This window comes from Plantibacter sp. 2H11-2, assembly GCF_050031945.1.
In the GTDB taxonomy this organism is placed as follows: domain Bacteria; phylum Actinomycetota; class Actinomycetes; order Actinomycetales; family Microbacteriaceae; genus Plantibacter; species Plantibacter auratus.
This window is the reverse complement of the sequence record NZ_JBNBBL010000006.1, coordinates 12,192-36,406: the sequence shown is the minus strand read 5'-3', so window position 1 is coordinate 36,406 and position 24,215 is coordinate 12,192. Positions and strand designations below refer to the sequence as shown.

Genomic DNA, 24,215 nt, shown 5'->3' with positions numbered 1-24,215 from the left:
GATCAGGCCGTGATCGTCGGCAGCGTCGACCAGGGAAAGGAGATCCAGCGGTCGACACGCTTCCACACGTAGTCGGGGCGGAGCACCGTCTGCGGCTTCTCGTACAGCGTCACCGTGCGGACCTCCGCACCACTCGCCTGCATGAGTTCCAGCACCATCGCGAGCGTGCGACCCGAGTCGGACACGTCGTCGACGAGCAGCACCCGGCTCCCCGGCAACCCGGCCACGTCGAGCAGCGGCGGGAGCACGACGGGCTCGGGGAGACGCGCGTCGACCCCGGTGTAGAACTCGACGTTCAGCGCGCCGCACGCCTTCACGTCGAGGGCGTAGGCGATGGCACCGGCGAGCAGGAGCCCACCGCGCGCGATCGCGACGACGGAGTCGGGCCGGAACCCGCTCGCGACGATCGCACTGGACAGTTCGCGGGCCGCGTCACCGAACGTGGGCCAGTCGAGGACCTCTCGCTCCGGGGACGCTGCGCTGGGGTTCTCGGTCGACATCCTCCAACGCTATCCTGCCGGCCGGGCCGCCTGTACCATCCCCACATGGCGCGAGACAGCACGACGACCGGCGGAGCCTCGGCGACCGGATGGCGGACGTCGATCCGTGGGTCGGCGGCCGGCATCACCGCAGGACTCATCGGCTGGTTGTTCCTCGTCGAGATCACGAGCGGCGTCCTGCAGGGCTACTACGTCCCGCTCATCCCGGACCTCGTCGAGCACCTGGGCATCCACGACGCGGACTTCAACTGGTTCGAGGCCGCGCAACTGCTGTTGTCGGCGCTCGTCGTCCCCATCCTCGCGAAGCTCGGCGACATGTTCGGGCACAAGCGGGTCCTCCTCGTCTCCACCGTGTTGACGGCCGGCGCCAGCTGGTGGCTCGTCGTCGCCGGGGACTTCTGGTCGTTCCTCGCGGCCTGGGCACTGCAGGGCTTCTACGTCGTGTGGCTGCCACTCGAGATCGCACTCATCTTCGAGCGGGGCCGTCGCTCCGGCACCGGGGCCTCGCAGACCCGCCGGGCCGCCGGGCTGCTCGTCGTGGCGCTCGAGGCCGGCGCCATCATCGGTGCGCTGTCGAGCGGACGCATCCTCACCGCCCTCGGCGGCGACATTCCACTCACGATGATGCTGCCGGCCGTCGCGGTGACCCTCGTCTTCTTCGCCATCCTGTTCGGCGTCCCCGAGTCCGAACCCCTGCCGGGCAGGACTTTGGACCTCGCGGGCTTCGTACTCCTCAGCCTCGCGCTCCTGCTCATCACCTCTGGGCTCACCTTCCTGCGACTCAACGGTCCGCAGACGTGGTGGGTGTGGGGGCTCATCGCGATCGGCGTGCTCGCGTTCCTGCCGTTCGGGCGACATGAACTGCGGCAGCCCGACCCGGCGATCGACCTCCGGGTGCTCCGGCAACCCAACATGTGGCCGGTGCAACTGACCGCCGGGCTCATCGGGATCAGCCTGCTCGGCGCCCAGGCCCCGCTCAGCACCTATGCGGGGACACCCCGGGAGAACGGGTACGGACTCGGGCTCGACGCCGGCGACATCTCCACGCTCATCGGCGCCTACCTGATCTCGATGATCGTCGGTGCGCTCCTGTTCCCACTCGTATCGCGCTGGGCGACGCCTCGGATCGCGCTCATCATCGCCGCCTCACTCGTCGCGGTCGGGTACCTCCTGTTCCTCCCGTTCCACCTCGAGACGTGGCAGGTCTTCCTGAACATGGCGATCGCGGGGCTCGGCTCCGGTGCCCTCGTCGGAGCCATGCCGGCTGCGGCTGCGGCCGCCGCACCTCGCGGGCAGACGGGCGTCGCGTCGGCACTGACCAACACGACGAAGACGATCGGTGGCTCCTTCGCCTCGGCTGTCTTCGGCGTGGTGCTGTTCGCCGGCGCCGCGCAGGCCGTCACGGCCGGCGCGTCGAGCCTGTCCGGCTACCTCACGGTCTGGGCGATCTGCGGGGCGGGCGCGCTCGTCGCCGCCGTCCTGCTCTGCTTCGTCCCGAAACTCGCCTTCGCGGACGCGGCCCCGGTCGACGCGGAACCCGGGCCACGCATCGATCCCGCTGCTGAGCACCCGACCGGTCACTGACCTCCCGCCCGGTCCCTGACTGCAACCGGTCCCTGAACTCCCGACCGGTCCCTGAACTCCCGACCGGTCCCTGAGCCTGTCGAAGGGTCTACTCCGCGACGCGCAACGGCCCCTTCGCCAGGCGGTACGGGGCGGCCTGGGCGACCGGCTTGATCGTGATGAGGTCGAGGTTGACGTGCGGCGGCAGCGAGGTCGCGTGGACGATGGCCTCGGCGACGTCGTCGGCCGAGAGCGGATCCGGCACGTCCTCGTAGACGGCGTCGGCGCGGTCCTGGTCGCCACCGAAGCGCACGAGCGAGAACTCCTCCGTGTGGACCATGCCCGGCGCCACCTCGATCACCCGGATCGGTTCGCCGTTGAGCTCGAGCCGGAGCACCTCGAAGAGCGCCCGCTCGGCGAACTTCGCCGCGTTGTACCCGCCGCCACCCACGTAGGCGACGTGGCCCGCGATCGAGGTGACACCGACGATGGTGGCGGCACCACCCTCCGGGATGCTCCGGCGGAGGATCGGTAGGAGCGCCTGGACCACGCGCTTCGTGCCGAGGACGTTGATGTCGAACATACGCCGCCAGTCCTCCGCGTCGCCGTCCTCGACGGACGCGAGGCCGAAGGCACCGCCCGCGTTGTTGACGAGCGCCTGGGCGCCGCCGAGCTCCTCCACCCGGGCGGCGAGCGCGTCGACGTCCGCCTGCACGGTCAGGTCCGCGACGACCGCCGTACCGCCGATGTCCGCGACGAGCGCCTCGAGCCGCTCTGCTCGGCGGGCCACCGCCACGACGTCCCAGCCGTCGGCGGCGAATCGCCTCGCGGTCGCCTCCCCGATCCCTGAACTCGCACCGGTCACCACCACACGTCTCGTCGTCATGCCTCCAGGGTAGCCACCGGTCCGAGGCGTTACGCCGTGTTTCCGCGTGGTTGGCGCGTGCAGGTGGGGCCGGTAGCCTCGGGGTCACGACGGAGCACCACCCGGAGCCACGCCCGGCGACATCGCTGTCGGACCGAGCGGCCACACCGGCGGCACCCATCACCCGAGCAGCACCGACCACCCGAGCAGAGGGGACCATCCACCATGAGCGATGCCACGAACGACTGGAAGTTCGAGACGAAGCAGATCCACTCCGGAGCTGCGCCCGACCCGGTCACGAAGGCTCGGGCCACGCCGATCTACCAGACGACGAGCTACGTGTTCGACAACGCCGACCACGCCAAGAACCTCTTCGCCCTCGCGGAGTTCGGCAACATCTACACGCGCATCCAGAACCCGACGCAGGCCGTCGTCGAGGAGCGCCTGACCGCGCTCGAGGGCGGCAGCGGCGCCCTCCTCCTCGCCTCCGGACAGGCTGCGGAGGCCTCGGCGGTCCTCAACATCGCGCAGGCGGGCGACCACATCGTGTCGTCCTCGTCGATCTACGGCGGCACGTACAACCTCTTCAAGTACACGCTCGCGAAGCTCGGCATCGAGACCACCTTCGTGGAGAACCAGGACGACGCCGAGGAGTGGCGGCGTGCGGTGCGCCCGAACACGAAGCTGTTCTTCGCGGAGACGATCGGCAACCCGAAGATCAACATCCTCGACATCCGCCTCGTCGCCGACGTCGCGCACGAGGCCGGCGTCCCGCTGATCGTCGACAACACGATCGCCACGCCGTACCTGATCCGTCCCTTCGAGCACGGAGCGGACATCATCGTCCACTCGGCGACGAAGTTCCTCGGCGGTCACGGCACGGTCATCGGCGGTGTCATCGTCGACGGCGGCACCTTCTCCTGGACCGGGCACGCGGACAAGTTCCCGGGCCTCACGACGCCGGACCCCTCGTACCACGGCGCGGTCTACACCGACGCCGTGGGCGACTCGCTCGCCTACATCATCAAGGCGCGCGTGCAGCTCCTGCGCGACCTGGGTGCGGCCATCGCCCCGGCGAGCGCCTGGCAGCTCATCCAGGGCATCGAGACGCTCAGCCTCCGCATCGAGCGCCACGTGCAGAACGCCCAGCAGGTCGCCGAGTGGCTCGACGCCCACCCCGACATCGCGAGCGTCAACTACTCGGGTCTGCCGTCGAGCCCCTGGTACGCGGCGGCCAACCAGTACGCCCCGAAGGGTGTCGGAGCAGTTCTGTCCTTCGAGCTGAAGGGCGGGGTCGACGCCGGCCGCGCCTTCGTGAACTCGCTGCAGTTGTTCTCGCACCTCGCGAACATCGGCGACGTCCGTTCGCTCGTCATCCACCCGGCGTCGACGACGCACTCGCAGCTCACCCCGGAGCAGCAGCTCACGGCCGGCGTCACGCCCGGGCTCGTGCGGCTCTCGGTGGGACTCGAGAACATCGACGACATCACGGCCGACCTCCAGGCCGGTCTGACCGCCGCGAAGCAGGTCGTCGAGGCCGCCCGGGTCTGAGTCCGTCCCGAGGCGTCCCCTCCTGGGTTGCGCCAGCGCGGTGCGCTGACGCGAGCGCACCCCACAACCGCGAGCGCGGGTCTCCAGAGACCCGCGCTCGCGTCGTTCGTTGCGCACTCGGGCCGGTCCCGCGTCACTCGGGCCGGTTCCCCGTCGCTCGAGCCCGTTCCGGTGCGCCGGAGCCGAGGGGAGCGCACTCGCGCCAGCGCACCGCGCCGACCTCGATCGATCGGGTGACGTAACACGGCCGGTCGACGCCCCAGGGCACGCCACAATGGAGACCTATGGACTGGCAGACCCCGGAAGACAGCGTGCCCTCCCGCTTCGTGACCGAAGCCGAGGTCGGCGCCCTGCTCGCGAACCCGCCCTCGAGCGGCGCCTGGCGCGACGGCGATCGGCCGGGCGACCGGCTCTTCGCCCCGCTCGGCCGCCTCGACTTCGAGCACGGCGGGAGCATCCCGCACGCCAGACTCGCCTACGAGACCTGGGGCACGCTCGACGACGACGGCGGCAACGCTGTCCTCATCCTCCACGCGCTCACCGGAGACAGCCACGTCCTCGGAGGCGCCGGCAACGGGCATGCGACCGCCGGGTGGTGGGCCGGCATCGTCGGTCCGGGACTCGCCGTCGACACGGACCGCTGGTTCGTCGTCGCGCCGAACATGATCGGCGGCTGCCAGGGCAGCACCGGCCCCTCCTCCTTCGCGCCCGACGGCGTCGAGTGGGGTTCGCGGTTCCCGTACACCTCGATCCGCGACCAGGTCGAGGCCCAGCACCGACTGCTCGGACACCTCGGACTCGACCGCTGGGCCGCGGTGATCGGCGGGTCGATGGGCGGCATGCACGCCCTCGAGTGGGCCGCCACCCACCCCGAGCTCGTCGACCGACTGGCCGTGATCGCCGCGCCCCCGGTCACGACTGCCGACCAGATCTCCCTGAACTTCGTGCAGCTCGAAGCGGTCCGCACGGATCCACACTTCCAGGGCGGCGACTACTACGACGCCCCGGACGGCGAGGGCCCGCACCGCGGTCTCGCGCTCGCCCGCCGGATGGCCCTGCTCAACTACCGCAGCCCGGGTGAGCTGAACGCCCGCTTCGAACGCAGCTGGCAGTCGAGCGTGAGCCCGCTCGGGCACGGCGGACGCTTCGCCGTCGAGTCCTACCTCGACTTCCACGGCAACAAGTTCACCCGACGCTTCGACGCCGGCAGCTACGTGACCCTCGTCGAGGCGATGAACTCGCACGACGTCGGACGCGATCGCGGCGGCGTCGGTGCGGCACTGCGGGCCTACGCCGGTCCGTCGCTCGTGCTCGGGATCGACAGCGACCGACTCTTCCCGGTCAGCGGGCAGGAGGAGATCGCCCTCCATCTCCCCGGGAACCTCGACGGCACCCGGCCGGCGGTCCTCCGGTCCGATTTCGGGCACGACGGCTTCCTCATCGAGAACGCGTTGGTCGCCCCGCATCTCAGCCGGCTCCTCGCCGTCTGACAGCCGCGCCCCGTCTGTCCGACACCCGTTCCGCGGCGGTCGTGTCACCCGATAGGGTGACTCCTCAGAGGAGCGTGAGCATGGATCGGGTGGCGAGGACCCAGCGACGGCTGCTGCTGCGTACGACGCGTCTCTTCGGACTCGCGGGGTGCGTCACGGCCGCGATGATCCTCAGCGTCCCGGGCGTCGTCTCGGGAGGTCGGTACACCGTCCTCCTCGTCCTCGTCGCCGCCCTCGCGCTCACGCACGTGGCCGCCGAGCAGTACGACGGCCGTCGGTGGGTGGTGCTGGTGTTCCTGGTCGGTGTCGGGGTCGTCATCGTGATCGGTCTGTCCGACGGGAACACCGGCCAAGTCGGCTCCGCGAGCGCGATCGCCGCGATCACCTCCCTCGGCATGGGCGCCGTCGCGGCCCGACTCGTGCCGCTCCGGCGCACCTGGCCGTTGCTCCTGACCGCGTTCGTCGTGACGGCGGTCACCATCATCGTCGTCACCGGGCCCACCGCGCTCACGGTCCCGACCATCGGCCTGACAGCGGTCGTGTGGGTCGCGATCGGTGCCTTCGGCGGGTGGCTCGACACGAGCATCCCGCGGCTCATCCGCCGGGTCGACACCATCGGCAACGCCTACAACGCCGAGCGGCTCGCGAGCCAGGCCGAATCACAGCGACGCCAGGACGCACGACTGCTGCACGACACTGCGCTCGCGACCCTCACGATGCTCGCCCACTCCGGACGCGGCGTCGATGCCGCAGCCCTCCGTTCGCAGGCCGGGAACGACGCGCATCTGCTCCGCAGCCTCCGCCTCGGCGAGGAGCTCAGCCCCGTCTCCTCCGGCTCGTACATCCTCCAGCGCGGTGCCGACTTCACCCTCGACGAGGGCATCGAGGCCGTGACGGACCGGTTCGCCGGGCTCGGACTCACGGTCAACGTCTACGGCGGTGGACAGGCGAACCTCGACCCACGTGTGCGGGAGGCGTTCCTCCTCGCGCTCGGGGAGTGCCTGGAGAACGTCCGGCGTCACTCCGGGGTCGACTCGGCCGACGTCACGGTCTCGATCGACGAGCTGACCGCCCGACTCCTCATCACCGACACCGGCACCGGGTTCGATCCGTCGGCCGTGCCGGACGGCCACCTCGGCGTCGCGGAATCGGTCGTCGCGCGCATCCAGGAGGTCGGTGGGCAGGCGCGCGTCTTCTCCGCCCCGGGGGCCGGGACGACCGTCATCCTGGAGGTCCCGCAAGCATGAGTGTCGACGCCCTCGTTGAGGCCACCGGGCCGACCCGGCGCTACCGCCATCGGCGCGCCATCGACCGGCAGCGCTCGTCACTCGGAACGACACAGCTCGGCATCGGGCTGTCGGTGTCCGGCCTCATCCTCGTCGTCTACGCCGCGATCCGCTTCGTCGGCTCGGTCCACCACTACCCGCGACCACTGCTCAGCGTCGTCGCCTGGCTGCTGCTCACCGCGGCGATCGCGTCGACCTTCCTCCTGCTCCGCCGTTCCGCGTTCCACCTCTCGGACCGGCTGTTCGTCGCGCTCCTGATCCAGCTGGTGGTGGTCGCCGCGCTCGACCTGGCGAGCGTCTGGAGTCGCGACGCCGTTGGCGTCTATCCGACGGCGGCCGCGGCGGTCGGCGGCGTCCTGCTCGCGGTCGTCGCCCTCCGCCCGGTCCGCGACATCGCCGCCGCGACCGTGGTGCTCGGGCTGATGCTCGTGGGGTCGATCCTCACCGTCACGCGGACCCAGACCGCGACGCTCGGGGCTGAGCTGCTCTTCGCCGCGGTCGCCGTCGTCCCCCCGCTCATCGCCTGCGCGATCGTCTCCCAGTACCGCCGGATCGTCCGCCTCGAACTCGACCGGGTCATGGTCGCCTCCACGGTCGCGAGCGTCCGGGACGCACTCGGGTTCTTCGACTCGGAGGAACTCGTCACCCTCGACCTCGAAGCGGAGGAGCTGTTCGTCGGTGTCGCCGACGGTTCGGTCGACCTCCCGCTCAGCCCCGAGCTCGCGGCGCGCGCCTCACGCCTCGCGACCGAGCTCCGACGTCATCTGATGTCCGAGGGCAAGGAGTCCTGGCTCGAGCACGCGTTCCAGGAGTCGTCCGTGTTGTCGGACCGCGCGACCCTGCGCGACCCCGAGCGACTTGCGACGTATCTCGCAACGGATCAGCGGGATGGACTGCTCTCTGCAGTATGGTTGCTCCTCGGGGAAGCAGATGCGCAGAGTGCCAGAGCTGTGCTGACGCTCGGACCGGTCGACCGCTCCGAACGACCGGGCCGATCTGGTGCGCTCGTCATCCCGATCGTCCTCGAAGCGGTCGGAGTGCAACGCGCCAAGGTGGATCCCGCGGTGTGGGAAGCGCTCGGACGAGTGGGCAGCTCCACGGACACGTACCAGAAATCCCGGATCAGGATCGAGATCGACAGCACCGTCGACAATCCTGCTGCGGGCCAGCGGAAAGGGGAACGTCAATGACGTCACAGGAGTCTCGCATCAGGGTCGGCATCGTCGATGACCACCGGATGCTGCTCGGTGCGCTCACCGAATGGATCAGGAGCGTCGCCGACGACATCGAACTCGTCGTCGTGACCCCGTCCTGGCCGGAGCTGCTGACGCACCCCGCCTTCCCCGTCGACGTCCTGCTGCTCGACGTCGACCTCAAGGACAACGTCCCGGTCGCCGTGAAGCTCGCGACGCTGAAGACCACGGGCGTCACGACCGTCCTCATGAGCACCTACAGCGACCCGGCGGTCGTCCGAGAGGCATTGGCCGCCGGTGCCCTGGGCTACCTCGCGAAGAGCGAGGACGCCGAGACCATTGTGCACGCCCTCCGTGCGGCGTCACGCGGTGAGTCCTACATCTCCCCCGAGCTCGACCTCGCCCTCGCGAGCGGCGCCTCCGGGACCGGCCCCCGCCTCAGCGCGCAGGAGCGTCGCGTCATGGCGCTGTACGCCGCCGGTGAGCCCGTGAAGATGGTCGCCGAGAGCCTCGGCATCTCCGACGAGACCGCGAAGAGCTACCTCAAGCGCATCCGCGAGAAGTACCGCAACGCCGGCATCGACGTCGGCACGAAGGTCGCCCTGCGCAAGCGGGCGATCCTCGACGGCATCATCGTCGACTAGCAGCGCGGTGCGCCGACCCGAGCGCGCGGGTGTCGGTCAGACGGGGATCGGTGCCGTCGGCGGGTTGCGGTCCGCGATCCGGCGATCCTCGGCGTCGTTCGCCCGCAGGAGTTCGCGCCGGAGCTGCCGGCGTTCGACGGAGAAGCTCGTGATGACGATCGCGAGGCCGATCACGGTCAGCACCACACCGGTCCAGACCGGGGCGAGGTAGCCGAGGCCACCGGCAATGACCACACCGCCGAGGAAGGCGCCGAGCGCGTTGCCGATGTTGAGCGCCGAGTGGTTGAGCGCTGCGGCGAGCGACTGGCTGTCGCCGGCGACGTCCATGAGCCTCGTCTGGATGGCCGGACCGAGGCCCTGCGACGCGAAGCCGACCGCGAAAACGAAGAGGAACATGGTCGGGGTCCATGTCGCGGTGAGCGCGAGGGCGGTCAGGACCACGATCATGAGCGCGAAGAAGACGATCAGGGCTCGCTTCACCCCACGGTCCGCGAGATGCCCACCGACCAGGTTGCCGATCGTCATGCCGACCCCCATGGTCGCGAGCGCCCACGGGACGAGCGTCGCCGACTCCCCCGCGACCTCGGTCACCAGGGGCGCGAGATAGCTGTAGACGGCGAAGAGCCCGCCGAACCCGATGGACCCGAACCCGAGCACGAACCACGCCTGGCCGCGTCGGAAGACACGGAGTTCCCGACGCATCGTCTGCTGCGGGTTGCCCGCCTGCACCGGCACGGCGAACCAGATGGTCACGGTCGCGAGCGCGAAGATGCCGGTGACGATGAGGTAGGCGGAGCGCCACCCGAACTCCTGGCCCACCCAGGTCGCGAACGGCACGCCCACGACGTTGGCGATCGTCAGCCCGGTCATGACGAGCGCGACGCCCTTGCCGCGCTTCCCCGGCCCCATGAGACTCGCGGCCACGAGGGCGGCCATGCCGAAGTAGGCGCCGTGTGGCAGGGCCGCGACGAACCGGGCCAGGAGGACGAGGCCGAAGCTCGGCAGGACCGCAGACGCGAACGTGCCGACGGTGAACGCGACGCCCAGCCAGAGCAGGACGGTCTTGCGCCGGTATCGCGCGACGAGCGCGGCGATCGTCGGCGCACCGACCACGACGCCGAGCGCGTACGCCGTGATCAACCAGGCGGCCTGTGCGTTCGCCTGCTCCTGGCTGCGAGCGGCCAGCTCGGGCAGGAGGTCGGTCGCGATGTTCGGCAGCAGACCCATCGCCACGAACTCGGTCGTACCGATGCCGAAGGCCCCGACGGCGAGCGCGAGGATGGCAAGACGAACACGGGTCGGCGACAGCTGCGTCGACCCGTCCAGGATGGTGGGCATGGATCGAGTGTACGGGAATCCTCGAATCGATTCGAGTCCCCGAGCGGCGAAACCGGACGACCGCTCGGGGGTGGGCTCAGCCGTCGTTCTCGAGCGCGGCGTCGAGGCGGTCGAGCTTGGCGGTCAGCTCACCCGTGTAGCCGGGACGGATGTCGGCCTTGAGGACGAGCGAGACCCGGCTGCCGTAGGCGCCGACCGCCTCGGTGGCGTCCTTGATGACCGCGAACACCTCGTCCCACTCCCCCTCGATGGTCGTGAACATGGAGTCGGTCCGGTTGGGCAGGCCGGACTCGCGGACGATCCGCACGGCCGCGGCGACCGCGTCGTGGACGGAACCGTCCGAGTTGCCGGAGCCGCTGGGGGCGACGGAGAAGGCGACGAGCATGGTCACTCCTTGTGGGTTCGAGCGGGGACGGGGATGGACACCGACGAGACGTCCTCGTCGGGGTGGGACGGGGTGAACAGCGCGTGGACGGCCCAGCCTGCGAGGACCAGGTAGGCGAGGTTGCGGACCGTCAGCACGGTCACGAGGACCGGGTCGACGTTGAGCAACCACAGGTACAGGTAGGGGTAGACGAGCTGCGTGAGCGCGGCGATCATCAGCGCGAGCACGGCCGGCGCGACGAAGCGCCGACGCTGCAGGACGATCCCGAGGATCACCGGTGCAGCCAACCACATCGCGAACTGCGGTGACCCGACCTTGTTGAAGATGATGAGCGTGAGGACGAAGAGGAGCGACAACGGCGCGAGCACCTGCACGAGGGGGCGTCCGGACCGCACCGCGAGCACCCCGAGGAGCACCGCGCCGGCGACGGCGAGGCCGAGGAGCGGGGTCATGACGGCGATCGCCGTGTCGACGCCCGGGCCGGTCACTTGGAAGGTCAGGATGTCGCGGTCGTAGTAGACGAAGCTCTGCGGGACACCCAGGACGGCGAGCCACAGGTAGGCGTTGCCGATGGGCGACTCGATCTGGAGACCACGTCCGGTCTGCTCCGTCACGAAGCTGACGGCGTTCGCACCGCCGAGCACGAGGCCGACCCCGAGGACCACGACCGACGTCGCCGCCGCCGCGACCAGGACCTGTCCGCGATGGCGGTGCGCCAGGACGATCGCGCCGATCAGGGCCGCCGGCCAGATCTTCATCCAGGCGGCGAGTGTCAGGAGGACGGCGGCGACCCGCGGGCGGCCGGCGACCCAGAGGAGCCCGACGATCGCGATGGGGACGGTCACGGAGTCGATCCGGGCGAGCGCGATCGGTCCGAGCAGGAGGAGGAACGCGAGCCACCACCATGCCGCGATCAACCGTGGGCGTGAGTGGCCGTTGCCGAGGAGGACCGCGAACGCCCCGGCGTTCATCGCGGTCACCAGCAGGAGCCAGCCGACGCCGTACCCGGCGCTGCCGAGCAGCAGGGGGATCAGCATCGGCACGATCGCGAGGATCGGATAGACCCAGGGCTCGTCGATGGCGGGGATCGGGCCGCCGGACGTCGCCTGTTCGACCCACGGCCGGTACACGAGGACCACGTCGCCGAGCGGGAGGCCCTCCGCCACGAGGCACAGCCAGCCGACGAGGAGGTGCACGAGGCCGAACCCGCACCAGAGGAGCCAACGCCGCATCACGTGGACCATCCTAGGCTCGTGCCGCCGATGGAACCGGTCCGCCACTCGCTCGACGCCCGAGCGGGTCGGGTCCGCGAGCCTGCTGATCAGTACCCGCTGAAGGCGTCGGTACGGACGTGTCCGACGCCGATCCCGCGCAGGGCTGGCTTCAGGGCCTCGATCATCGCGGGCGGACCGGAGATGAAGACCTCTCGTTCGGCAAGGTCGGGGACGGCCTCGGCGAGGCGCTCGTGGTCGAGGCGCCCGGGTCCGAGACCACGCCAGCCGTCCGGCAGCCGGACGTCGTCCGTCGGTCCCACGACGAGCACCGGTGTCCCCCAGGTCTCGAGCTCGGCCGCGTAGGCGAGCTCCTGCGGGTCGGACACGACGTAGACGAGGACGACGTCGCGCTGGTCGGCACGGAGGTGCAGTCGGGAGAGCTGGCTGACGAACGGGGTGATCCCGATCCCGGCGGCGAGGAGCAGGATCGGCTTGCTCGTGTCCTTCGGCAGGACGAAGTCGCCCCACACGCCGGTCGCCGAGAGGCTCGCGCCGACCGGCAGCGCGTTCAGCGCCCGCTTGAAGCTACTGGCCCGCTCGGGCACACGCATGGCCACGCGGATCGTACGGTCGTCGTCGGGTGGCGAGGAGATGCTGAAGACGCGCCTCGAGCCGCGGACGTCGGCTCCGCGGTGCGGCAGCGACAGCTCGAGGTACTGGCCGGCCGCGAACGGGATCGACCGCTTCGAGCTGAACCGGTACTCGACCGCCGTCGGGGTGAGCGCGCGGGTGCCTTCGAGCGTCAGTCGCATCCCCCGACGACGGGCGACGATGAACGCCAGCACGTTGCCCACGATGAGCGCGAGCTCGGGGGTCGACGCCACCTGGCCGAGCGTGAACGGGATGGAGAACAGCGCCGCGACGATCGCCGCCTCGGCGAGCTGCTGCCAGCGCCGCGGTGGAAGCGTGAGCGGCTCGGTGAGCATGAACGCGGCGAGGAAGAGGATCGGGTAGGACGTGAGCGGAGCCAGCAGTGCCGGTCCCAGCTCTTGACCACCGGTGACGAGCCGGACGGTGACGAGTGCCCAGGAGAGCACGATGAAGACGAGTGCCATCGTGAGTCGCTTCGTCCGGATGAGGACGAGGCCGCCGAGGATGACGACACCGGGCAGCAGCCACGGGTTGGCGACCCACCAGACCGACGGTGACACGCCGGGGAGGGTGACGTAGCTCGCCAGCACACTCATCACGAGTGCGGCGATGGCCGCCGGGTTGAGGACGTGTCGGCCCCGGATCGCGAGCAGGTACTTCGACGCCGAGGCGACCGTGGCGGCGAGGGCGATCCAGGCCAGCGCGGTGGGCTCGCTCGTCGGCCACAGGATGAAGAACAGCAGGAGGGAGGTGATGACGGACGACTCGCTGTGCGGCTGCACCTGGAACAGCGCGCCGAACAGGCGGTTCGTCAGGTAGCCGACGACGAGCAGCGTTGCCAGGGTGGCGAGGAGCTCGAGCGGCTTGTAGAACACCTGCCCGAACAGCGACAGCACGAAGGCGTAGATCGCGAGGGTGCCGAGTGACAGCGTCACGAGGCGGTACATGGTGACCCGCCCGAGGACGGTGCCGAAGAAGGAGCCGGTGCGGCCGTTCATGTGCGGTCTGCTTTCTGGGAGATGGTGCCGTCCGGGCTCAGGCCCTGTGGCGCGTGACTCAGGTGAAGAGTTCGCCGGGGAACCCGACGGACCGGTCGGTGAGACCGGTCGTGAACAGGCGGACGCTCTCGAAGGTGAACGCCTCCGCCAGGGTCTCGTGGTCGGTGAAGAACAGCGCGGTGGCCAGTCCGTCGGCGACCATAGCGTCCGGGGCGGTGACCCAGGTCGCCGCGACGGTCCTCGTCGGTTCGCCGGTCCGGCCGTCGATGACGTGGTGGAGCCCGTCGCCCCAGGCACGACGATTGGTCGCGGAGGCGCACAGGGCTCCGTCGTCGATCGTCGCGACCCCGATGGCCTTACTGGGATCGTACGGATGCTCGAGCGCGATACGGAGCGGGTCCGCCGCGCGGGACCCGTGCTCGTGACGCAGGTCGCCCGAGGCGTCGACCGTGAAGGACTCGTGGCCGTGGCTGCGGAGGAGGTCCGCGACGAGGTCGACGAGCCGCCCCTTGCCGGCCGCACCGATGTCGATCACGAGCGGGAGGCTCGTCTCGAGCACCTCGCCGTCCCACCGGGCCACGTCGTCCCAGTGCGGGGCGGCGACCGCCGGGCCCTGGGGGACGAGCGAGTAGGAGGCGTCGTAGCCGAGCCGTTCGAGCGAGGTGCCGATGAACGGCGTCACGGCCCCGGCGGTGGCATCGTGCAGACGACGGTACGTGTCGAGCAGTGCGACCGCATCCTCGCGCGCGTCATCGGGGAAGGCGGTCGAGACCGGGCCGGCGGCGAACCGCGCGATGAACGCGTCGTCCCGGAACCTCGACCAGGTCAGGTCGAACCGGTCGATGCACGCGGCGACGGCCTCAACGGTCTCAGGCTCGAGCGGGAGCGCCGTATCGAGCTCCCATCCGGTGCCGATCGCCTCGAAGCGCAGTGTCGTCTCGCTCATCGTCGGTCCGGCCCCGCGGCTCAGCCCTTCGCTTCGGTCTTGATCGTGTCGATGGCCGCGTTGAAGCCGCCGCTCGTGAGCGAGGAACCGGCGACCTTGGAGACCTTGAGGCTGTCGATGTCCTTGCCGACCACCTCGGCTGCGATCCCGGAGATGAACTCCGCCTGGTAGCGCTTGCTGTTCGCGCTCTCGGCGTGCGAGACGACGTCGACCGCCGTGACCTTGTCCTCGGCGAGGGTGACGGTCACCGTGATCGACTCGGTGCCGTTCGGCGACTGGTAGCTGCCGTCCGCGGTGTACGAGCCGTCCTGGTAGTCGGTGGCGCCGGAGCCCGCTGCAGCGTCGGTGGAGGTGGTCGCCTCCGGCGCCGCCGTGCTCTTCGTCTCGGGAGACGTGGTCGTGGTCGAGCTGCCGGCGTCGGCCGCCGAGCAACCGGCCAGGCTGCCGACGAGGGTGAGGCCGGTCAGGGCTGCGAAGGTCGTCTTCTTCGCCGCCACGGACAGGCGTGGCGTGCGGACGGGAGGCTGGGTGGTGGTGGGGTTGCGCATCGTTCAATCTCCTCGGGCGATGTGTGGGCCGCGGTGCGGCGGCCGCCGTGGCGAGGTCTCCGCCGCGGTGGCACCAGTGTCCTGAGCTTCCCTATGGGCGAGCTATGAGCGTTCTGGGAGTTGTCCTTCGTCCACCGATGAACGATCGTTCAGCGCAGGAGACCACCGACGACACCGCGCACCGCTTCGGCCACGTCGAGCGCGGCCAGCGGGCCCTCGGCCGCCGCGGTATCCCCGGCAGCCGCGTGCAGCAGCACCCCGCTGGCGGCGACACTCGCCAGGCAGCCGGGGTCGGCGAGCACGCGCTCGGCGTTCGTGGCGACGAGCGCACCGATGATCCCGGCCAGGGCGTCGCCGGTGCCGGCGGTCGCGAGCCAGGGCGATCCGCCGGAGACCGTGATGGCGTCGCCGTCCGGCGCGACCACGTGGGTCGTGCCGCCCTTCAGCACCACGACGATGCCGAGGCGGGCGGCGACGTCGGCCGCGTACGACACCGGGTCGGCACGGATGGCCTCGACCTCGGCCGGGCTCCCCAGGCCGCTCAACATGGTCGCCAGTTCACCGACGTGGGGCGTGGCCACGATGCGCCACGACTCGTCGACACCGAACGCCCGCTGGTGGGCACCTGCGGCGACGCGACGGAGTGAACCGGCATCGGCGACGACCGGCTCGCCCCCGTGCAGGGCGGCGTCGAGCAGGGAGCTCTCCTCTCGGGTCAGCTTGCCGGGGTCCATGCCGGAGCCGATGAGCCACGCCTGCACGCGCCCCTCCGCCGTCACGATCTCGGGGCGGCGCTGCAGCAAGAGGTTCGCCGGTCGGTCCGCACCGAGGTACCGGACCATGCCGACGCCGGTGCGGATCGCCGCCTCGACGCCGATCACGGCGGCACCCGGGTAGCGGTCCGACCCGGTCACGACGCCGAGGACGCCCCGGGAGTACTTGTCCGATTCGGCGTCGGGCACGGCGATCCAGTCGCGTGCGTCGGCAGGGGTCCAGAGTCGCGGTTCGGCCATGCCATCACCCTAGGCCAGTCGTCGCGGCGGACTGACGCTGAGCCGTCCATCGTCGGTCATCCTGCAGGCGGGAATCCGAACGCATTCCGGAACGTTGGGCCGGGTGGCGACTCCCGTCGCCCCGAGACCCGAGGAGTTCCGTGCCCCAGCTGTTCGATCCGATCACCATCCGCGACCTCACCATCCCCAACCGCCTGTGGATCGCCCCGATGTGCCAGTACAGCGTCGCCGCCCAGGACGGCGTCCCGACCGACTGGCACCTCGTGCACCTCGGCCAGTTCGCGGCGGGCGGCTTCGGCCTCGTCATCTCGGAGGCGGCTGCGATCAGCCCCGAGGCCCGGATCTCGCCCCAGGACGCAGGCATCTGGAACGACGAACAGCGCGACGCCTGGCGACGGATCACCGCGTTCATCACCGAGCAGGGTTCCGTGCCCGGCATCCAGCTCGCGCACGCCGGCCGGAAGGCCTCCACGTTCGCCCCCTGGGGCACCGACGGTCAGGGCAGCGTCCCGATCGAGGACGGCGGCTGGTCGACCGTCGCCCCGTCGCCCGAGGCCTTCCCGGGCTACGCGGTCCCGGAAGCCCTCGACGATGAGGGCATCGACCGCGTCGTCGACGACTTCCGGGCGGCGGCCGTCCGGTCGGTCGACGCCGGCTTCCAGGTGATCGAACTCCACGCCGCGCACGGCTACCTGCTGCACCAGTTCCTCTCCCCGCTCGTCAACCACCGCGAGGACGGCTACGGCGGCTCGCTCGAGAACCGGGCCAAGCTCCTCCTGCGGGTCGTCGATGCGGTGCGCGAGGTCCTCCCGGCCGGTCTGCCGTTGTTCGTCCGGTTCTCGGCCACGGACTGGGTGGACGACGGATGGGACGAACACCAGACCGCGACCGTCGCCGCCTGGTGCGCCGAGCGCGGCGCCGACTTCTTCGACATCTCCACCGGCGGAGCCGTCGGCGGCGTCCGCATCCCGCTGTCCCCCGGCTACCAGGTCCCGTTCGCGGCGCACATCGGGTCGACGGGTGTCGACACGAGCGCCGTCGGGCTCATCACCGACGCCCAGCAGGCCGCGGCCATCGTCGCCGACGGGCAGGCGGAGGCGGTCATGGTCGCCCGCGAGGCGCTCCGTGATCCGCACTTCGCGCTGCGCGCCGCCACGGAGCTCGGCGTGGAGGTGGCCTGGCCGGGCCAGTACGAGCGGGCCAAGCCGCGCTCCTGAGCGCGACCCCGACACGACGACGGCCCGCACGCGATCGCGCGTGCGGGCCGTCGTCGTGTCAGCGCTCAGCCGTCCGATCAGCGACGCCGGGTGGCGTCCTGGACCTCTCCGACGAGTTCCTCGATGATGTCCTCGAGGAAGAGGACCCCGGTGGTGGCGCCCGCTTCGTCGAACACCCGGGCGACGTGGGCTCCCGAGCGGCGCATCGTGGTCAGCGCGTCCTCGACGTCCGAGTCCTCGAACACCGACACCAGCTGCCTGATGTGCTTCGCGGGCACCGGGCGCTCCTCGTCGCCACTGCCGTCGAGGTCGTCGTACCGCAGGACGTCCTTCAGGTGCAGGTAGCCGATCGGCACCGACTCGTCGTCGACGATCACGTACCGCGAGTAGCCGTACTTCGCCACCGCGCGCTCCACGTCCGAGGGGGTGGCCTCCTCCGTCAGCGTGATGAGGCTCCCGAGCGGCAGGGCAACGTCGTGGACCTTCTTCTCGGTGAATTCGAACGCCGCCACGAGCGCACCCGTCGAGTCGGTGAGCACACCCTCGCGGGTGGACTGGTCGACGATGGTCGCCACCTCGTCCAGCGTGAACGCGCTCGCAGCCTCGTTCTTCGGCTCCACCCGGAACAGACGGAGGACGGCGTTCGCGGTCGCGTTGAGGGACACGATGATCGGACGGAAGACGCGCGCCACGAAGACGAGCGGCGGAGCGAGCAGCAGGACCGCACGATCCGGGATCGAGAAGGAGAGGTTCTTCGGGACCATCTCGCCGAAGACCACGTGGAGGTAGGAGACGAGCAGCAGCGCGATGATGAACGCCACCGTACCGATGGTCTCCTCGGGCCAGCCGGTGAGCGCCAACGGCACCTCCAGCAGGTGGTGGATCGCCGGCTCGGAGACGTTCAGGATGAGCAGCGAGCAGACGGTGATGCCCAACTGACTCGTCGCCAACATGAGCGTGGCGTGTTCCATGGCCCACAGCGCGGTCTTGGCGCTCCGGCTCCCCTGCTCGGCGAGGGGTTCGATCTGCGACCGACGCGCGGAGATGACCGCGAACTCGGCGCCGACGAAGAAGGCGTTCGCGAGCAGCAGCACCACGAGCCAGGCGATTCCTGCCCAGTCGCTCATACGTCACCACCGTCCTCCGACACGACGGGTCTCGGGGTGAATCGGATCCGATCGATCCGTCGGCCGTCGAGTCGCTCCACGCGGAGCGTGCCGTCCTCGAGCTCGAGCTCGTCGCCTGAGACCGCGAGTCGTCCGAGTTCGCTCATGACGTAGCCCGCGACCGTCTCGTACGGACCGTCTTCGGGGACACGCACGCCGGCGCGCTCGAGGAGCTCGTCGGGACGGAGGCTGCCCGGGAAGGTCGTGGAGTCGCGTCCGCGGACCACCCCGGCACGCGAACGGTCGTGCTCGTCGGCGACCTCGCCCACGAGTTCCTCGACGAGGTCCTCGAGGGTGGTCACGCCGGCGGTGCCGCCGTACTCGTCGACCACGACGGCCATCTGGTAGCCGCGTCCGCGCAGCTGCGAGAGCAGTACGTCCAGCTTCATCGTCTCGGGGACGCGCAGGGCCGGCGACTGCAGGGCCGAGACGGGCACCTCGCCGCGTCGGTCGCGCGGGACCGCGATGGCCTGCTTCACATGCACGACACCGGTGATGTCGTCGACGTCGGCATCGGTGACCGGGAAGCGCGAGTGGCCGGTCGACCTCGCGAGGGCGAGCACCGCCTGGGCGGGTTCGCCGCGCTGGATCGACGCGATGCGCGGCCTGGGCGTCATGACGTCCGACGCATCGTGGCTCGAGAAGCGGAGGGTGCGGTTGAGCAGGGTCGCGGTGTCGGCCTCGAGTGTGCCCTCGAGCGCCGATCGACGCACGAGGGACGACAGCTCCTCGGCCGTCCGGGCTCCCGACAGCTCCTCCTTGGGCTCGATGCCCATCGACCGCAGCAAGCCGTTGGCGCTGCCGTTGAGGACGACGATGGCGGGCTTGAACACCCAGGTGAAGGCCGTCTGGAACGGGACGACGAACTTGGCCGTCTGTCGGGGCAGCGCGAGCGCGAAGTTCTTCGGGACGAGCTCGCCGATGATCATGCTGAGCAGGGTGGCGAGGGTGATCGCGACGATCGTCGCTACGACGGCGACGACGCCCTCGGGGATCCCGATGGAGCCGAGTGGACCGGCGAGCATCGACGACAGCGCCGGCTCCATGGTGTACCCGGTGAGGAGCGTGGTCAGGGTGATCCCGAGCTGCGCGCTCGACAGGTGCGTCGAGGTGATCTTGAGCGCTGCGATCGTCATCGTCAGGCGGGTCTCGCCACGGTCGCGGCGGGCCTCGAGGTCGGCGCGGTCGAGGTTCACGAGCGCGAACTCGGAGGCGACGAAGAAGCCCGTCCCGATGGTCAGTACGAGGCCGACGCCGAGCATGATCCACTCAGACATGACGATCCCGTCCGTGCTGAGCGGTCGATGCCGGAGTGGGGGTTCCGTCGCCCGGGTGGGCGGTCGTCGCCCGTGATCGGGTCAGCACGGGGCTGGGATGGTGGCCGGGGGATCTGTCTGAAGGAGGGTCGTCCATTGTGCGGACGAGTCTATCGGACATCCGCGGCTGTGGACCCCGGATTTCCGGGGTTCTTCTCAGCGTCCGCGAGACGCCGGCGCTCCTCGGCCGCGCGACGCTTCCGACGCCGCAGGAGGAGGAACCGCACGCCGATGCACGCCGCGGCGAGCGCCGGGACCCCACCCGAGACGATCATGCCCACGTGTGCCCCGGCGACCTCGACGAGCCACCCCATGAGCGGACCGCCGATCGACTGTCCGCCGAGCAGCACCAGGATGTACAGCGACATCACCCGGCCACGGATCGCCATGTTGGACGACAGCTGGACGAGTGAGTTCGCCGCCGTGATGAAGAGGAGGTTCGCGACCCCGCCCGCGACGAGCAGGAGGGCGAAGGGGAGGAGCACGGGCATCGCCCCGGCGGCCGCCTGCAGGACGCCGACCGCCGCCGCCGCGACGATCACGATGCGCAGGTCCACACCCCCGCGCCGCGTCGACGCGAGTGCACCGGTCAGCGCGCCGACGGCGACGAGGGCGTTGAGGAACCCGTAGCCGCTCGCGCCGATGTCGAAGACGTCCGAGGCGTAGGCGGCGAGCAGGACCGGCAGGTTGAACGCGAACACCGACATGAACGCGACCATGATGACCGTCCACCGGATGGCCGGCTTCCGCATGGCGTACCCGAGTCCCTCCTTGAGCTGGCCCTTCGCCTTCGCGACGACCGGCGTCGGGACGAGTTCCGAGACACGCATGAGCGCCAGGGTGAGCACGACGCCGGAGCAGGCGAGGGCGTTGATCGCGAAGGACCACCCGGAACCGACGGCGGTGATGAGGACACCACCGACGGCCGGACCGACGAGCTGGCCGAGCTGGAAGACGGCGGAGTTGAGGCTGATGGCGTTCCGCAGTCTCGCCGGGCCCACGAGCTCGTTCACGAACACCTGCCTCGCCGGGTTGTCGACGACGGTGACGAGACCGAGCATGAAGGCGATGACGTAGATGTGCCACACCTCGACCGCGCCGCTGAGCGTCAGGATCGACAGCGCGACCGCGAGGACGGCGGCGAGCGACTGCGTGATCATGAGCAGCACGCGCTTGGAGTAGCGGTCCGCGATCACGCCGCCGAGCAGTCCGAACAGCAGCATGGGCGCGAACTGCATGGCGACCGTGATCCCGACGGCGGCGACGCTGCCGGAGAGCTCGAGGACGAGCCAGTCCTGCGCGATGCGCTGCATCCCGATCGCGGTCGTCGCGACGATGTGCCCGATCGTGAAGAGTCGGAAGTTCGGGACGCGGAGCGAGGAGAAGGTGTCCCGCCAGGCGGGACGCTCCCCCACGATCGGCATGGGGGCGGTGGGCGGTGGTGGAGCGACGGCGGTGTCGGATGGAGGGGTCACGGAGAGGGCCAGCGTTTCGTATGTCGAGTGCGTGTCGTATGGGTGGAGCCGCGGAGGCCGTCGGCTCCCTTCCACGCTATTGCCGACGCGACCATTTCCGAGCAGGATGATCCCTATCAGTCCTATTCGATTCCCGAATGATCGGCTCACGCATGTTCGACCCCGCCCTGCTGCGCACCTTCCTGGCCGTCGCCGAGACGAAGAACTTCACGCGCGCCGCCGCGCAGCTCGGGTTGAGCCAGCCGACGGTCAGTCAGCAGATCCGACGGCTCGAGGAGGCTGCCGGCCGGTGGCTCGTCGTCCGGGACACGAGAGCGGTCCGCCTGACCGACAACGGTGACGCGATGGCCGGGTTCGCGCGCACCATCCTCGCTGCACACGCCTCGGCGGAGAGCTACTTCACCGGCTCGGCGATGAGCGGTCGCCTCCGCTTCGGGGCCGCCGACGACCTCGCGATGACCCAGCTCCCCCGGATCCTGCGGCACTTCCGTCAGGGTCACCCGCAGCTGAACCTCGAACTCACCGTGAACCAGAGCGGGCCGCTCTACCGTCGGCTGAAGGCGGGCGCCCTCGACCTCATCTTCATCAAGATGCACCCCGGCCAGAACGAGGGCAAGCTCGTGCGGACCGACTCGATGGTCTGGGTCGGTCTCGAGAAGACCACGATCGAGCCGGGCCAGCCCGTCCCCCTCATCGCCTATCAGGACCCGAGTCTCTCCCGGCAGCTGGCGATCGACGCCCTGGAGGACGCCGGGCGCACCTGGCGGATCACCTGCAGCACCCGTGAGGTGAACGGCGTGCTCGCGGCGGTGCGGGCCGGGCTCGGTGTCGCGGTCTTCCCGCGCAGCCTGATCCCGAGCGACCTCGTCATGCTCAGCAACCGGCTGGAACTCCCGACCCTGGGCGGCGTCGACTTCACCCTGCTCGCGAACCCGTTGGCGGCGGCCGGCCCGGTGGAGGCGCTCTCCTCGGCCATCATGGACCGGTCGCTCGCCTGAACGAGCACGCGGCGGTCAGGCGTCGACGGACTCCGACGCCTCGGCGAAGGGTGCGGGGATGAGGTAGGTCTCGCGGACCTCGGCCGATTCGTGCGGGCCGCTGCCGTCGGACGGCGTGAAGGGTTCGTCGAACTCGACGATCCAGGTCGTCAGCTGTTCGGTCCACACCGACACGAACGCCGCGGCACGCTGGCGGCCGGGTGCGACGATGACCCCGGAGGCACGCTCCCCCGTCGAGGGATCGGATCCCGGGTCCACGAGCACGAGGACCTGCATGCCGACACCGAACCCGTGCGTCCCACCGTTCACCACCATGGGCCCATCATCCCACCGCGGTCGTGCGAGCCGCACCAGCACCGCGGCTCACCAGGAGACGGGCAGCGCCTTGCCCTCCTCGTACCCGGCGGCCGACTGGACGCCGACGATGGCGCGCTCGTGGAAGCCGGGGACCGAGTCGGCACCCGCGTAGGTGAACGACGAGCGCACCCCGGCGGTGATCATGTCGAGGAGGTCCTCGACCGAGGGCCGGAGCGGATCGATCGTGATGCGGGAGGACGAGATGCCCTCGGCGAAGAGCGTCTTCCGCGCGAGTTCGAACGGGTCGAGTCGGCCGAAGCGCTCGTGCACGGCCTTGGTCGACGCCATGCCCCAGCTCTCCTTGTAGAGCGACCCGTCGGCGGCGCGCTGCAGTTCACCGGGGGCTTCGATCGTGCCGGCGAACCAGGAACCGATCATGACCGAGGACGCGCCGGCCGCGAGGGCGAGGGCGACGTCGCGGGGGTAGCGGACACCACCGTCCGCCCAGACCTTCGCGCCGAGCGCGCGGGCGGTCGCGGCCGTCTCGAGCACGGCCGAGAACTGCGGACGCCCGACCGCCGTCATCATCCGCGTGGTGCACATCGCACCGGGTCCGACACCGACCTTGAGGATGTCCGCACCGGCGTCGACGAGGTCCTGCACCGCGACGGCGGACACGACGTTGCCGGCGACGATCGGGAGGCCGAGACCGAGGGCACGGACGGCCGCGATCGCCCGGAGCATGCCCTCCTGGTGCCCGTGGGCGGTGTCGATCACGAGGACGTCCACCCCGGCGGCGGCGAGCGCCCGCGCCTTCACGGCGACATCGCCGTTGATGCCGATCGCCGCGGCGACCCGCAGTCGGCCCGACGCGTCGAGCGCCGGCGTGTAGATGGTCGACCGGAGCGCGCTCGTCCGGCTGAGGGTGCCGACGACAGCGCCGTGGTGCAGCACGGGCGCGAACTCGAGGTCGGCGGCGACCATGAGGTCGAACGCGGCCCGGCCACCGGTCACGTCGTCGGCGTCGATCGAGGCGAGCGACCCGCGAGCGAGGTCGCCGAGCCGTGCGTCGGGCAGCGCCGTGGCGAGACGTGCGGCCGGGATGCAGCCGGCGAAGGCGTCGCGCTCGTCGTGGAGCACGATGCCGTGACCGGCGACCGCGGGGATGAGGCGCAGGGCGTCGGCCGCGGTCTGATCGGCGCGCATGATCAGCGGGGTGTCGAAGGCGACCGGCTGCTCCTTGACCCAGCGGATCGCCGCGTCGAGCTCTTGGAGCGGCATGTCCTGCGGCAGGACGCCGAGTCCGCCGCGCCGCGCCAGTGCCGCCGCGAGGCGTGGCCCGGTGACGGAGTTCATGTTGGCGGAGACGATCGGGATCGTGGCGCCGGTGCCGTCGTCCGGAGCCAGGTCGACGTCGAGTCGACTCGTGATCCCGGAGCGGCTGGGGACGAGGAACACGTCCGAGTACGTCAGGTCGTGGCTGGGAATCTCACCGATGAACCGCATGAGAACACCGTATCCCGACCGGCGTCCGAGCCGCACCGGCGACGGAATGGGTTTA

General features: G+C 70.4%; 22 protein-coding genes. 8 read left to right on the top strand and 14 right to left on the bottom strand.

What is annotated here, in order from left to right:
- Positions 1-2: 2 nt before the first annotated feature.
- Complete coding sequence (locus ACQG07_RS12855) at positions 3-500, bottom strand: phosphoribosyltransferase (RefSeq protein ID WP_071262460.1); 498 nt, start codon at positions 498-500, stop codon at positions 3-5.
- Between the two features lie 45 nt (positions 501-545).
- Here ACQG07_RS12855 and ACQG07_RS12850 point away from each other — a divergent pair, with 45 nt between their 5' ends.
- The gene (locus ACQG07_RS12850) at positions 546-2,084 is read left to right on the top strand and encodes an MFS transporter (protein WP_079707225.1); all 1,539 of its coding nucleotides are present in this window, start codon (positions 546-548) and stop codon (positions 2,082-2,084) included.
- An 88-nt stretch (positions 2,085-2,172) separates the two neighbouring features.
- On the opposite strand, the gene ACQG07_RS12845 is transcribed toward ACQG07_RS12850, so the two are convergent.
- Positions 2,173-2,949 carry an SDR family oxidoreductase gene (locus ACQG07_RS12845; protein ID WP_426738470.1) on the bottom strand — a complete coding sequence of 259 codons (777 nt, stop codon included), beginning with the start codon at positions 2,947-2,949 and terminating at the stop codon, positions 2,173-2,175.
- Between the two features lie 204 nt (positions 2,950-3,153).
- On the opposite strand from ACQG07_RS12845, the gene ACQG07_RS12840 reads away from it, so the two are divergent.
- From ACQG07_RS12840 to ACQG07_RS12820, 5 genes are all read left to right on the top strand, one after another.
- Positions 3,154-4,479: a bifunctional o-acetylhomoserine/o-acetylserine sulfhydrylase gene (locus ACQG07_RS12840; protein WP_079707226.1), complete on the top strand. Its 1,326-nt coding sequence runs from the start codon at positions 3,154-3,156 to the stop codon at positions 4,477-4,479.
- Positions 4,480-4,763: 284 nt separating this feature from the next.
- Positions 4,764-5,969, top strand: a complete 1,206-nt coding sequence (gene metX / locus ACQG07_RS12835) for a homoserine O-acetyltransferase MetX (RefSeq protein WP_274500778.1) — start codon at positions 4,764-4,766, stop codon at positions 5,967-5,969.
- 80 nt (positions 5,970-6,049) lie between these two features.
- Positions 6,050-7,216 (top strand): sensor histidine kinase, encoded by a 1,167-nt coding sequence (locus ACQG07_RS12830; protein WP_137243324.1) that lies wholly within the window; start codon positions 6,050-6,052, stop codon positions 7,214-7,216.
- Positions 7,213-8,445 (top strand): hypothetical protein, encoded by a 1,233-nt coding sequence (locus tag ACQG07_RS12825; protein WP_192006704.1) that lies wholly within the window; start codon positions 7,213-7,215, stop codon positions 8,443-8,445. Before ACQG07_RS12830 ends, ACQG07_RS12825 begins: the two co-directional genes overlap by 4 nt.
- On the top strand, positions 8,442-9,092 hold the full coding sequence (locus ACQG07_RS12820) for a response regulator transcription factor (RefSeq protein ID WP_056012577.1): 651 nt from the start codon (positions 8,442-8,444) through the stop codon (positions 9,090-9,092). The genes ACQG07_RS12825 and ACQG07_RS12820 overlap by 4 nt, the downstream gene beginning before the upstream one ends.
- Before the next feature lie 36 nt (positions 9,093-9,128).
- Here ACQG07_RS12820 and ACQG07_RS12815 read toward each other — a convergent pair whose 3' ends face one another.
- From ACQG07_RS12815 to ACQG07_RS12785, 7 genes are all read right to left on the bottom strand, one after another.
- The gene (locus ACQG07_RS12815; RefSeq protein ID WP_426738469.1) at positions 9,129-10,430 is read right to left on the bottom strand and encodes an MFS transporter; all 1,302 of its coding nucleotides are present in this window, start codon (positions 10,428-10,430) and stop codon (positions 9,129-9,131) included.
- A gap of 76 nt (positions 10,431-10,506) precedes the next feature.
- Complete coding sequence (locus tag ACQG07_RS12810; RefSeq protein ID WP_079707231.1) at positions 10,507-10,815, bottom strand: thiamine-binding protein; 309 nt, start codon at positions 10,813-10,815, stop codon at positions 10,507-10,509.
- A gap of 2 nt (positions 10,816-10,817) precedes the next feature.
- The gene (locus tag ACQG07_RS12805) at positions 10,818-12,047 is read right to left on the bottom strand and encodes a glycosyltransferase 87 family protein (RefSeq protein ID WP_426738468.1); all 1,230 of its coding nucleotides are present in this window, start codon (positions 12,045-12,047) and stop codon (positions 10,818-10,820) included.
- An 89-nt stretch (positions 12,048-12,136) separates the two neighbouring features.
- Positions 12,137-13,678 (bottom strand): FAD-dependent oxidoreductase, encoded by a 1,542-nt coding sequence (locus tag ACQG07_RS12800; RefSeq protein WP_159879267.1) that lies wholly within the window; start codon positions 13,676-13,678, stop codon positions 12,137-12,139.
- 58 nt (positions 13,679-13,736) lie between these two features.
- A complete protein-coding gene (locus tag ACQG07_RS12795; protein ID WP_426738467.1) occupies positions 13,737-14,624 on the bottom strand; it encodes an FAD:protein FMN transferase in 888 nt (295 codons plus the stop codon).
- Positions 14,625-14,644: 20 nt separating this feature from the next.
- Positions 14,645-15,172 carry an FMN-binding protein gene (locus ACQG07_RS12790; RefSeq protein ID WP_139382578.1) on the bottom strand — a complete coding sequence of 176 codons (528 nt, stop codon included), beginning with the start codon at positions 15,170-15,172 and terminating at the stop codon, positions 14,645-14,647.
- A gap of 149 nt (positions 15,173-15,321) precedes the next feature.
- Positions 15,322-16,185, bottom strand: a complete 864-nt coding sequence (locus tag ACQG07_RS12785) for an ADP-dependent NAD(P)H-hydrate dehydratase (protein ID WP_426738466.1) — start codon at positions 16,183-16,185, stop codon at positions 15,322-15,324.
- Between the two features lie 140 nt (positions 16,186-16,325).
- On the opposite strand from ACQG07_RS12785, the gene ACQG07_RS12780 reads away from it, so the two are divergent.
- Positions 16,326-17,402: an NADH:flavin oxidoreductase/NADH oxidase gene (locus ACQG07_RS12780; protein WP_426738465.1), complete on the top strand. Its 1,077-nt coding sequence runs from the start codon at positions 16,326-16,328 to the stop codon at positions 17,400-17,402.
- 77 nt (positions 17,403-17,479) lie between these two features.
- On the opposite strand, the gene ACQG07_RS12775 is transcribed toward ACQG07_RS12780, so the two are convergent.
- From ACQG07_RS12775 to ACQG07_RS12765, 3 genes are all read right to left on the bottom strand, one after another.
- Positions 17,480-18,529: a hemolysin family protein gene (locus ACQG07_RS12775; protein ID WP_064295254.1), complete on the bottom strand. Its 1,050-nt coding sequence runs from the start codon at positions 18,527-18,529 to the stop codon at positions 17,480-17,482.
- A complete protein-coding gene (locus tag ACQG07_RS12770; protein WP_137243333.1) occupies positions 18,526-19,845 on the bottom strand; it encodes a hemolysin family protein in 1,320 nt (439 codons plus the stop codon). Before ACQG07_RS12770 ends, ACQG07_RS12775 begins: the two co-directional genes overlap by 4 nt.
- 149 nt (positions 19,846-19,994) lie before the next feature.
- On the bottom strand, positions 19,995-21,308 hold the full coding sequence (locus ACQG07_RS12765; protein ID WP_274500958.1) for an MFS transporter: 1,314 nt from the start codon (positions 21,306-21,308) through the stop codon (positions 19,995-19,997).
- 203 nt (positions 21,309-21,511) lie between these two features.
- Between ACQG07_RS12765 and ACQG07_RS12760 the strand changes: the two genes are divergently transcribed.
- Complete coding sequence (locus ACQG07_RS12760; RefSeq protein WP_124770211.1) at positions 21,512-22,357, top strand: LysR substrate-binding domain-containing protein; 846 nt, start codon at positions 21,512-21,514, stop codon at positions 22,355-22,357.
- A gap of 15 nt (positions 22,358-22,372) precedes the next feature.
- Here the strand turns inward: ACQG07_RS12760 and ACQG07_RS12755 are convergent, their stop codons facing one another.
- Positions 22,373-22,672, bottom strand: a complete 300-nt coding sequence (locus ACQG07_RS12755) for a hypothetical protein (RefSeq protein WP_426738464.1) — start codon at positions 22,670-22,672, stop codon at positions 22,373-22,375.
- 48 nt (positions 22,673-22,720) lie between these two features.
- Positions 22,721-24,160, bottom strand: coding sequence for a GuaB1 family IMP dehydrogenase-related protein (locus ACQG07_RS12750; RefSeq protein ID WP_159879275.1), 1,440 nt, complete (start codon positions 24,158-24,160; stop codon positions 22,721-22,723).
- Between the last annotated feature and the right edge of the window lie 55 nt (positions 24,161-24,215).

Bases quoted from the DNA above. Each gene is read 5' to 3' on its own strand.
- ACQG07_RS12855 (WP_071262460.1), bottom strand. From the start codon at position 500: ATGTCGACCGAGAACCCCAGCGCAGCGTCCCCGGAGCGAGAGGTCCTC.
- ACQG07_RS12850 (WP_079707225.1), top strand. From the start codon at position 546: ATGGCGCGAGACAGCACGACGACCGGCGGAGCCTCGGCGACCGGATGG.
- ACQG07_RS12845 (WP_426738470.1), bottom strand. From the start codon at position 2,949: ATGACGACGAGACGTGTGGTGGTGACCGGTGCGAGTTCAGGGATCGGG.
- ACQG07_RS12840 (WP_079707226.1), top strand. From the start codon at position 3,154: ATGAGCGATGCCACGAACGACTGGAAGTTCGAGACGAAGCAGATCCAC.
- metX (WP_274500778.1), top strand. From the start codon at position 4,764: ATGGACTGGCAGACCCCGGAAGACAGCGTGCCCTCCCGCTTCGTGACC.
- ACQG07_RS12830 (WP_137243324.1), top strand. From the start codon at position 6,050: ATGGATCGGGTGGCGAGGACCCAGCGACGGCTGCTGCTGCGTACGACG.
- ACQG07_RS12825 (WP_192006704.1), top strand. From the start codon at position 7,213: ATGAGTGTCGACGCCCTCGTTGAGGCCACCGGGCCGACCCGGCGCTAC.
- ACQG07_RS12820 (WP_056012577.1), top strand. From the start codon at position 8,442: ATGACGTCACAGGAGTCTCGCATCAGGGTCGGCATCGTCGATGACCAC.
- ACQG07_RS12815 (WP_426738469.1), bottom strand. From the start codon at position 10,430: ATGCCCACCATCCTGGACGGGTCGACGCAGCTGTCGCCGACCCGTGTT.
- ACQG07_RS12810 (WP_079707231.1), bottom strand. From the start codon at position 10,815: ATGCTCGTCGCCTTCTCCGTCGCCCCCAGCGGCTCCGGCAACTCGGAC.
- ACQG07_RS12805 (WP_426738468.1), bottom strand. From the start codon at position 12,047: ATGCGGCGTTGGCTCCTCTGGTGCGGGTTCGGCCTCGTGCACCTCCTC.
- ACQG07_RS12800 (WP_159879267.1), bottom strand. From the start codon at position 13,678: ATGAACGGCCGCACCGGCTCCTTCTTCGGCACCGTCCTCGGGCGGGTC.
- ACQG07_RS12795 (WP_426738467.1), bottom strand. From the start codon at position 14,624: ATGAGCGAGACGACACTGCGCTTCGAGGCGATCGGCACCGGATGGGAG.
- ACQG07_RS12790 (WP_139382578.1), bottom strand. From the start codon at position 15,172: ATGCGCAACCCCACCACCACCCAGCCTCCCGTCCGCACGCCACGCCTG.
- ACQG07_RS12785 (WP_426738466.1), bottom strand. From the start codon at position 16,185: ATGGCCGAACCGCGACTCTGGACCCCTGCCGACGCACGCGACTGGATC.
- ACQG07_RS12775 (WP_064295254.1), bottom strand. From the start codon at position 18,529: ATGAGCGACTGGGCAGGAATCGCCTGGCTCGTGGTGCTGCTGCTCGCG.
- ACQG07_RS12770 (WP_137243333.1), bottom strand. From the start codon at position 19,845: ATGTCTGAGTGGATCATGCTCGGCGTCGGCCTCGTACTGACCATCGGG.
- ACQG07_RS12765 (WP_274500958.1), bottom strand. From the start codon at position 21,308: ATGCCGATCGTGGGGGAGCGTCCCGCCTGGCGGGACACCTTCTCCTCG.
- ACQG07_RS12760 (WP_124770211.1), top strand. From the start codon at position 21,512: ATGTTCGACCCCGCCCTGCTGCGCACCTTCCTGGCCGTCGCCGAGACG.
- ACQG07_RS12755 (WP_426738464.1), bottom strand. From the start codon at position 22,672: ATGGTGGTGAACGGTGGGACGCACGGGTTCGGTGTCGGCATGCAGGTC.
- ACQG07_RS12750 (WP_159879275.1), bottom strand. From the start codon at position 24,160: ATGCGGTTCATCGGTGAGATTCCCAGCCACGACCTGACGTACTCGGAC.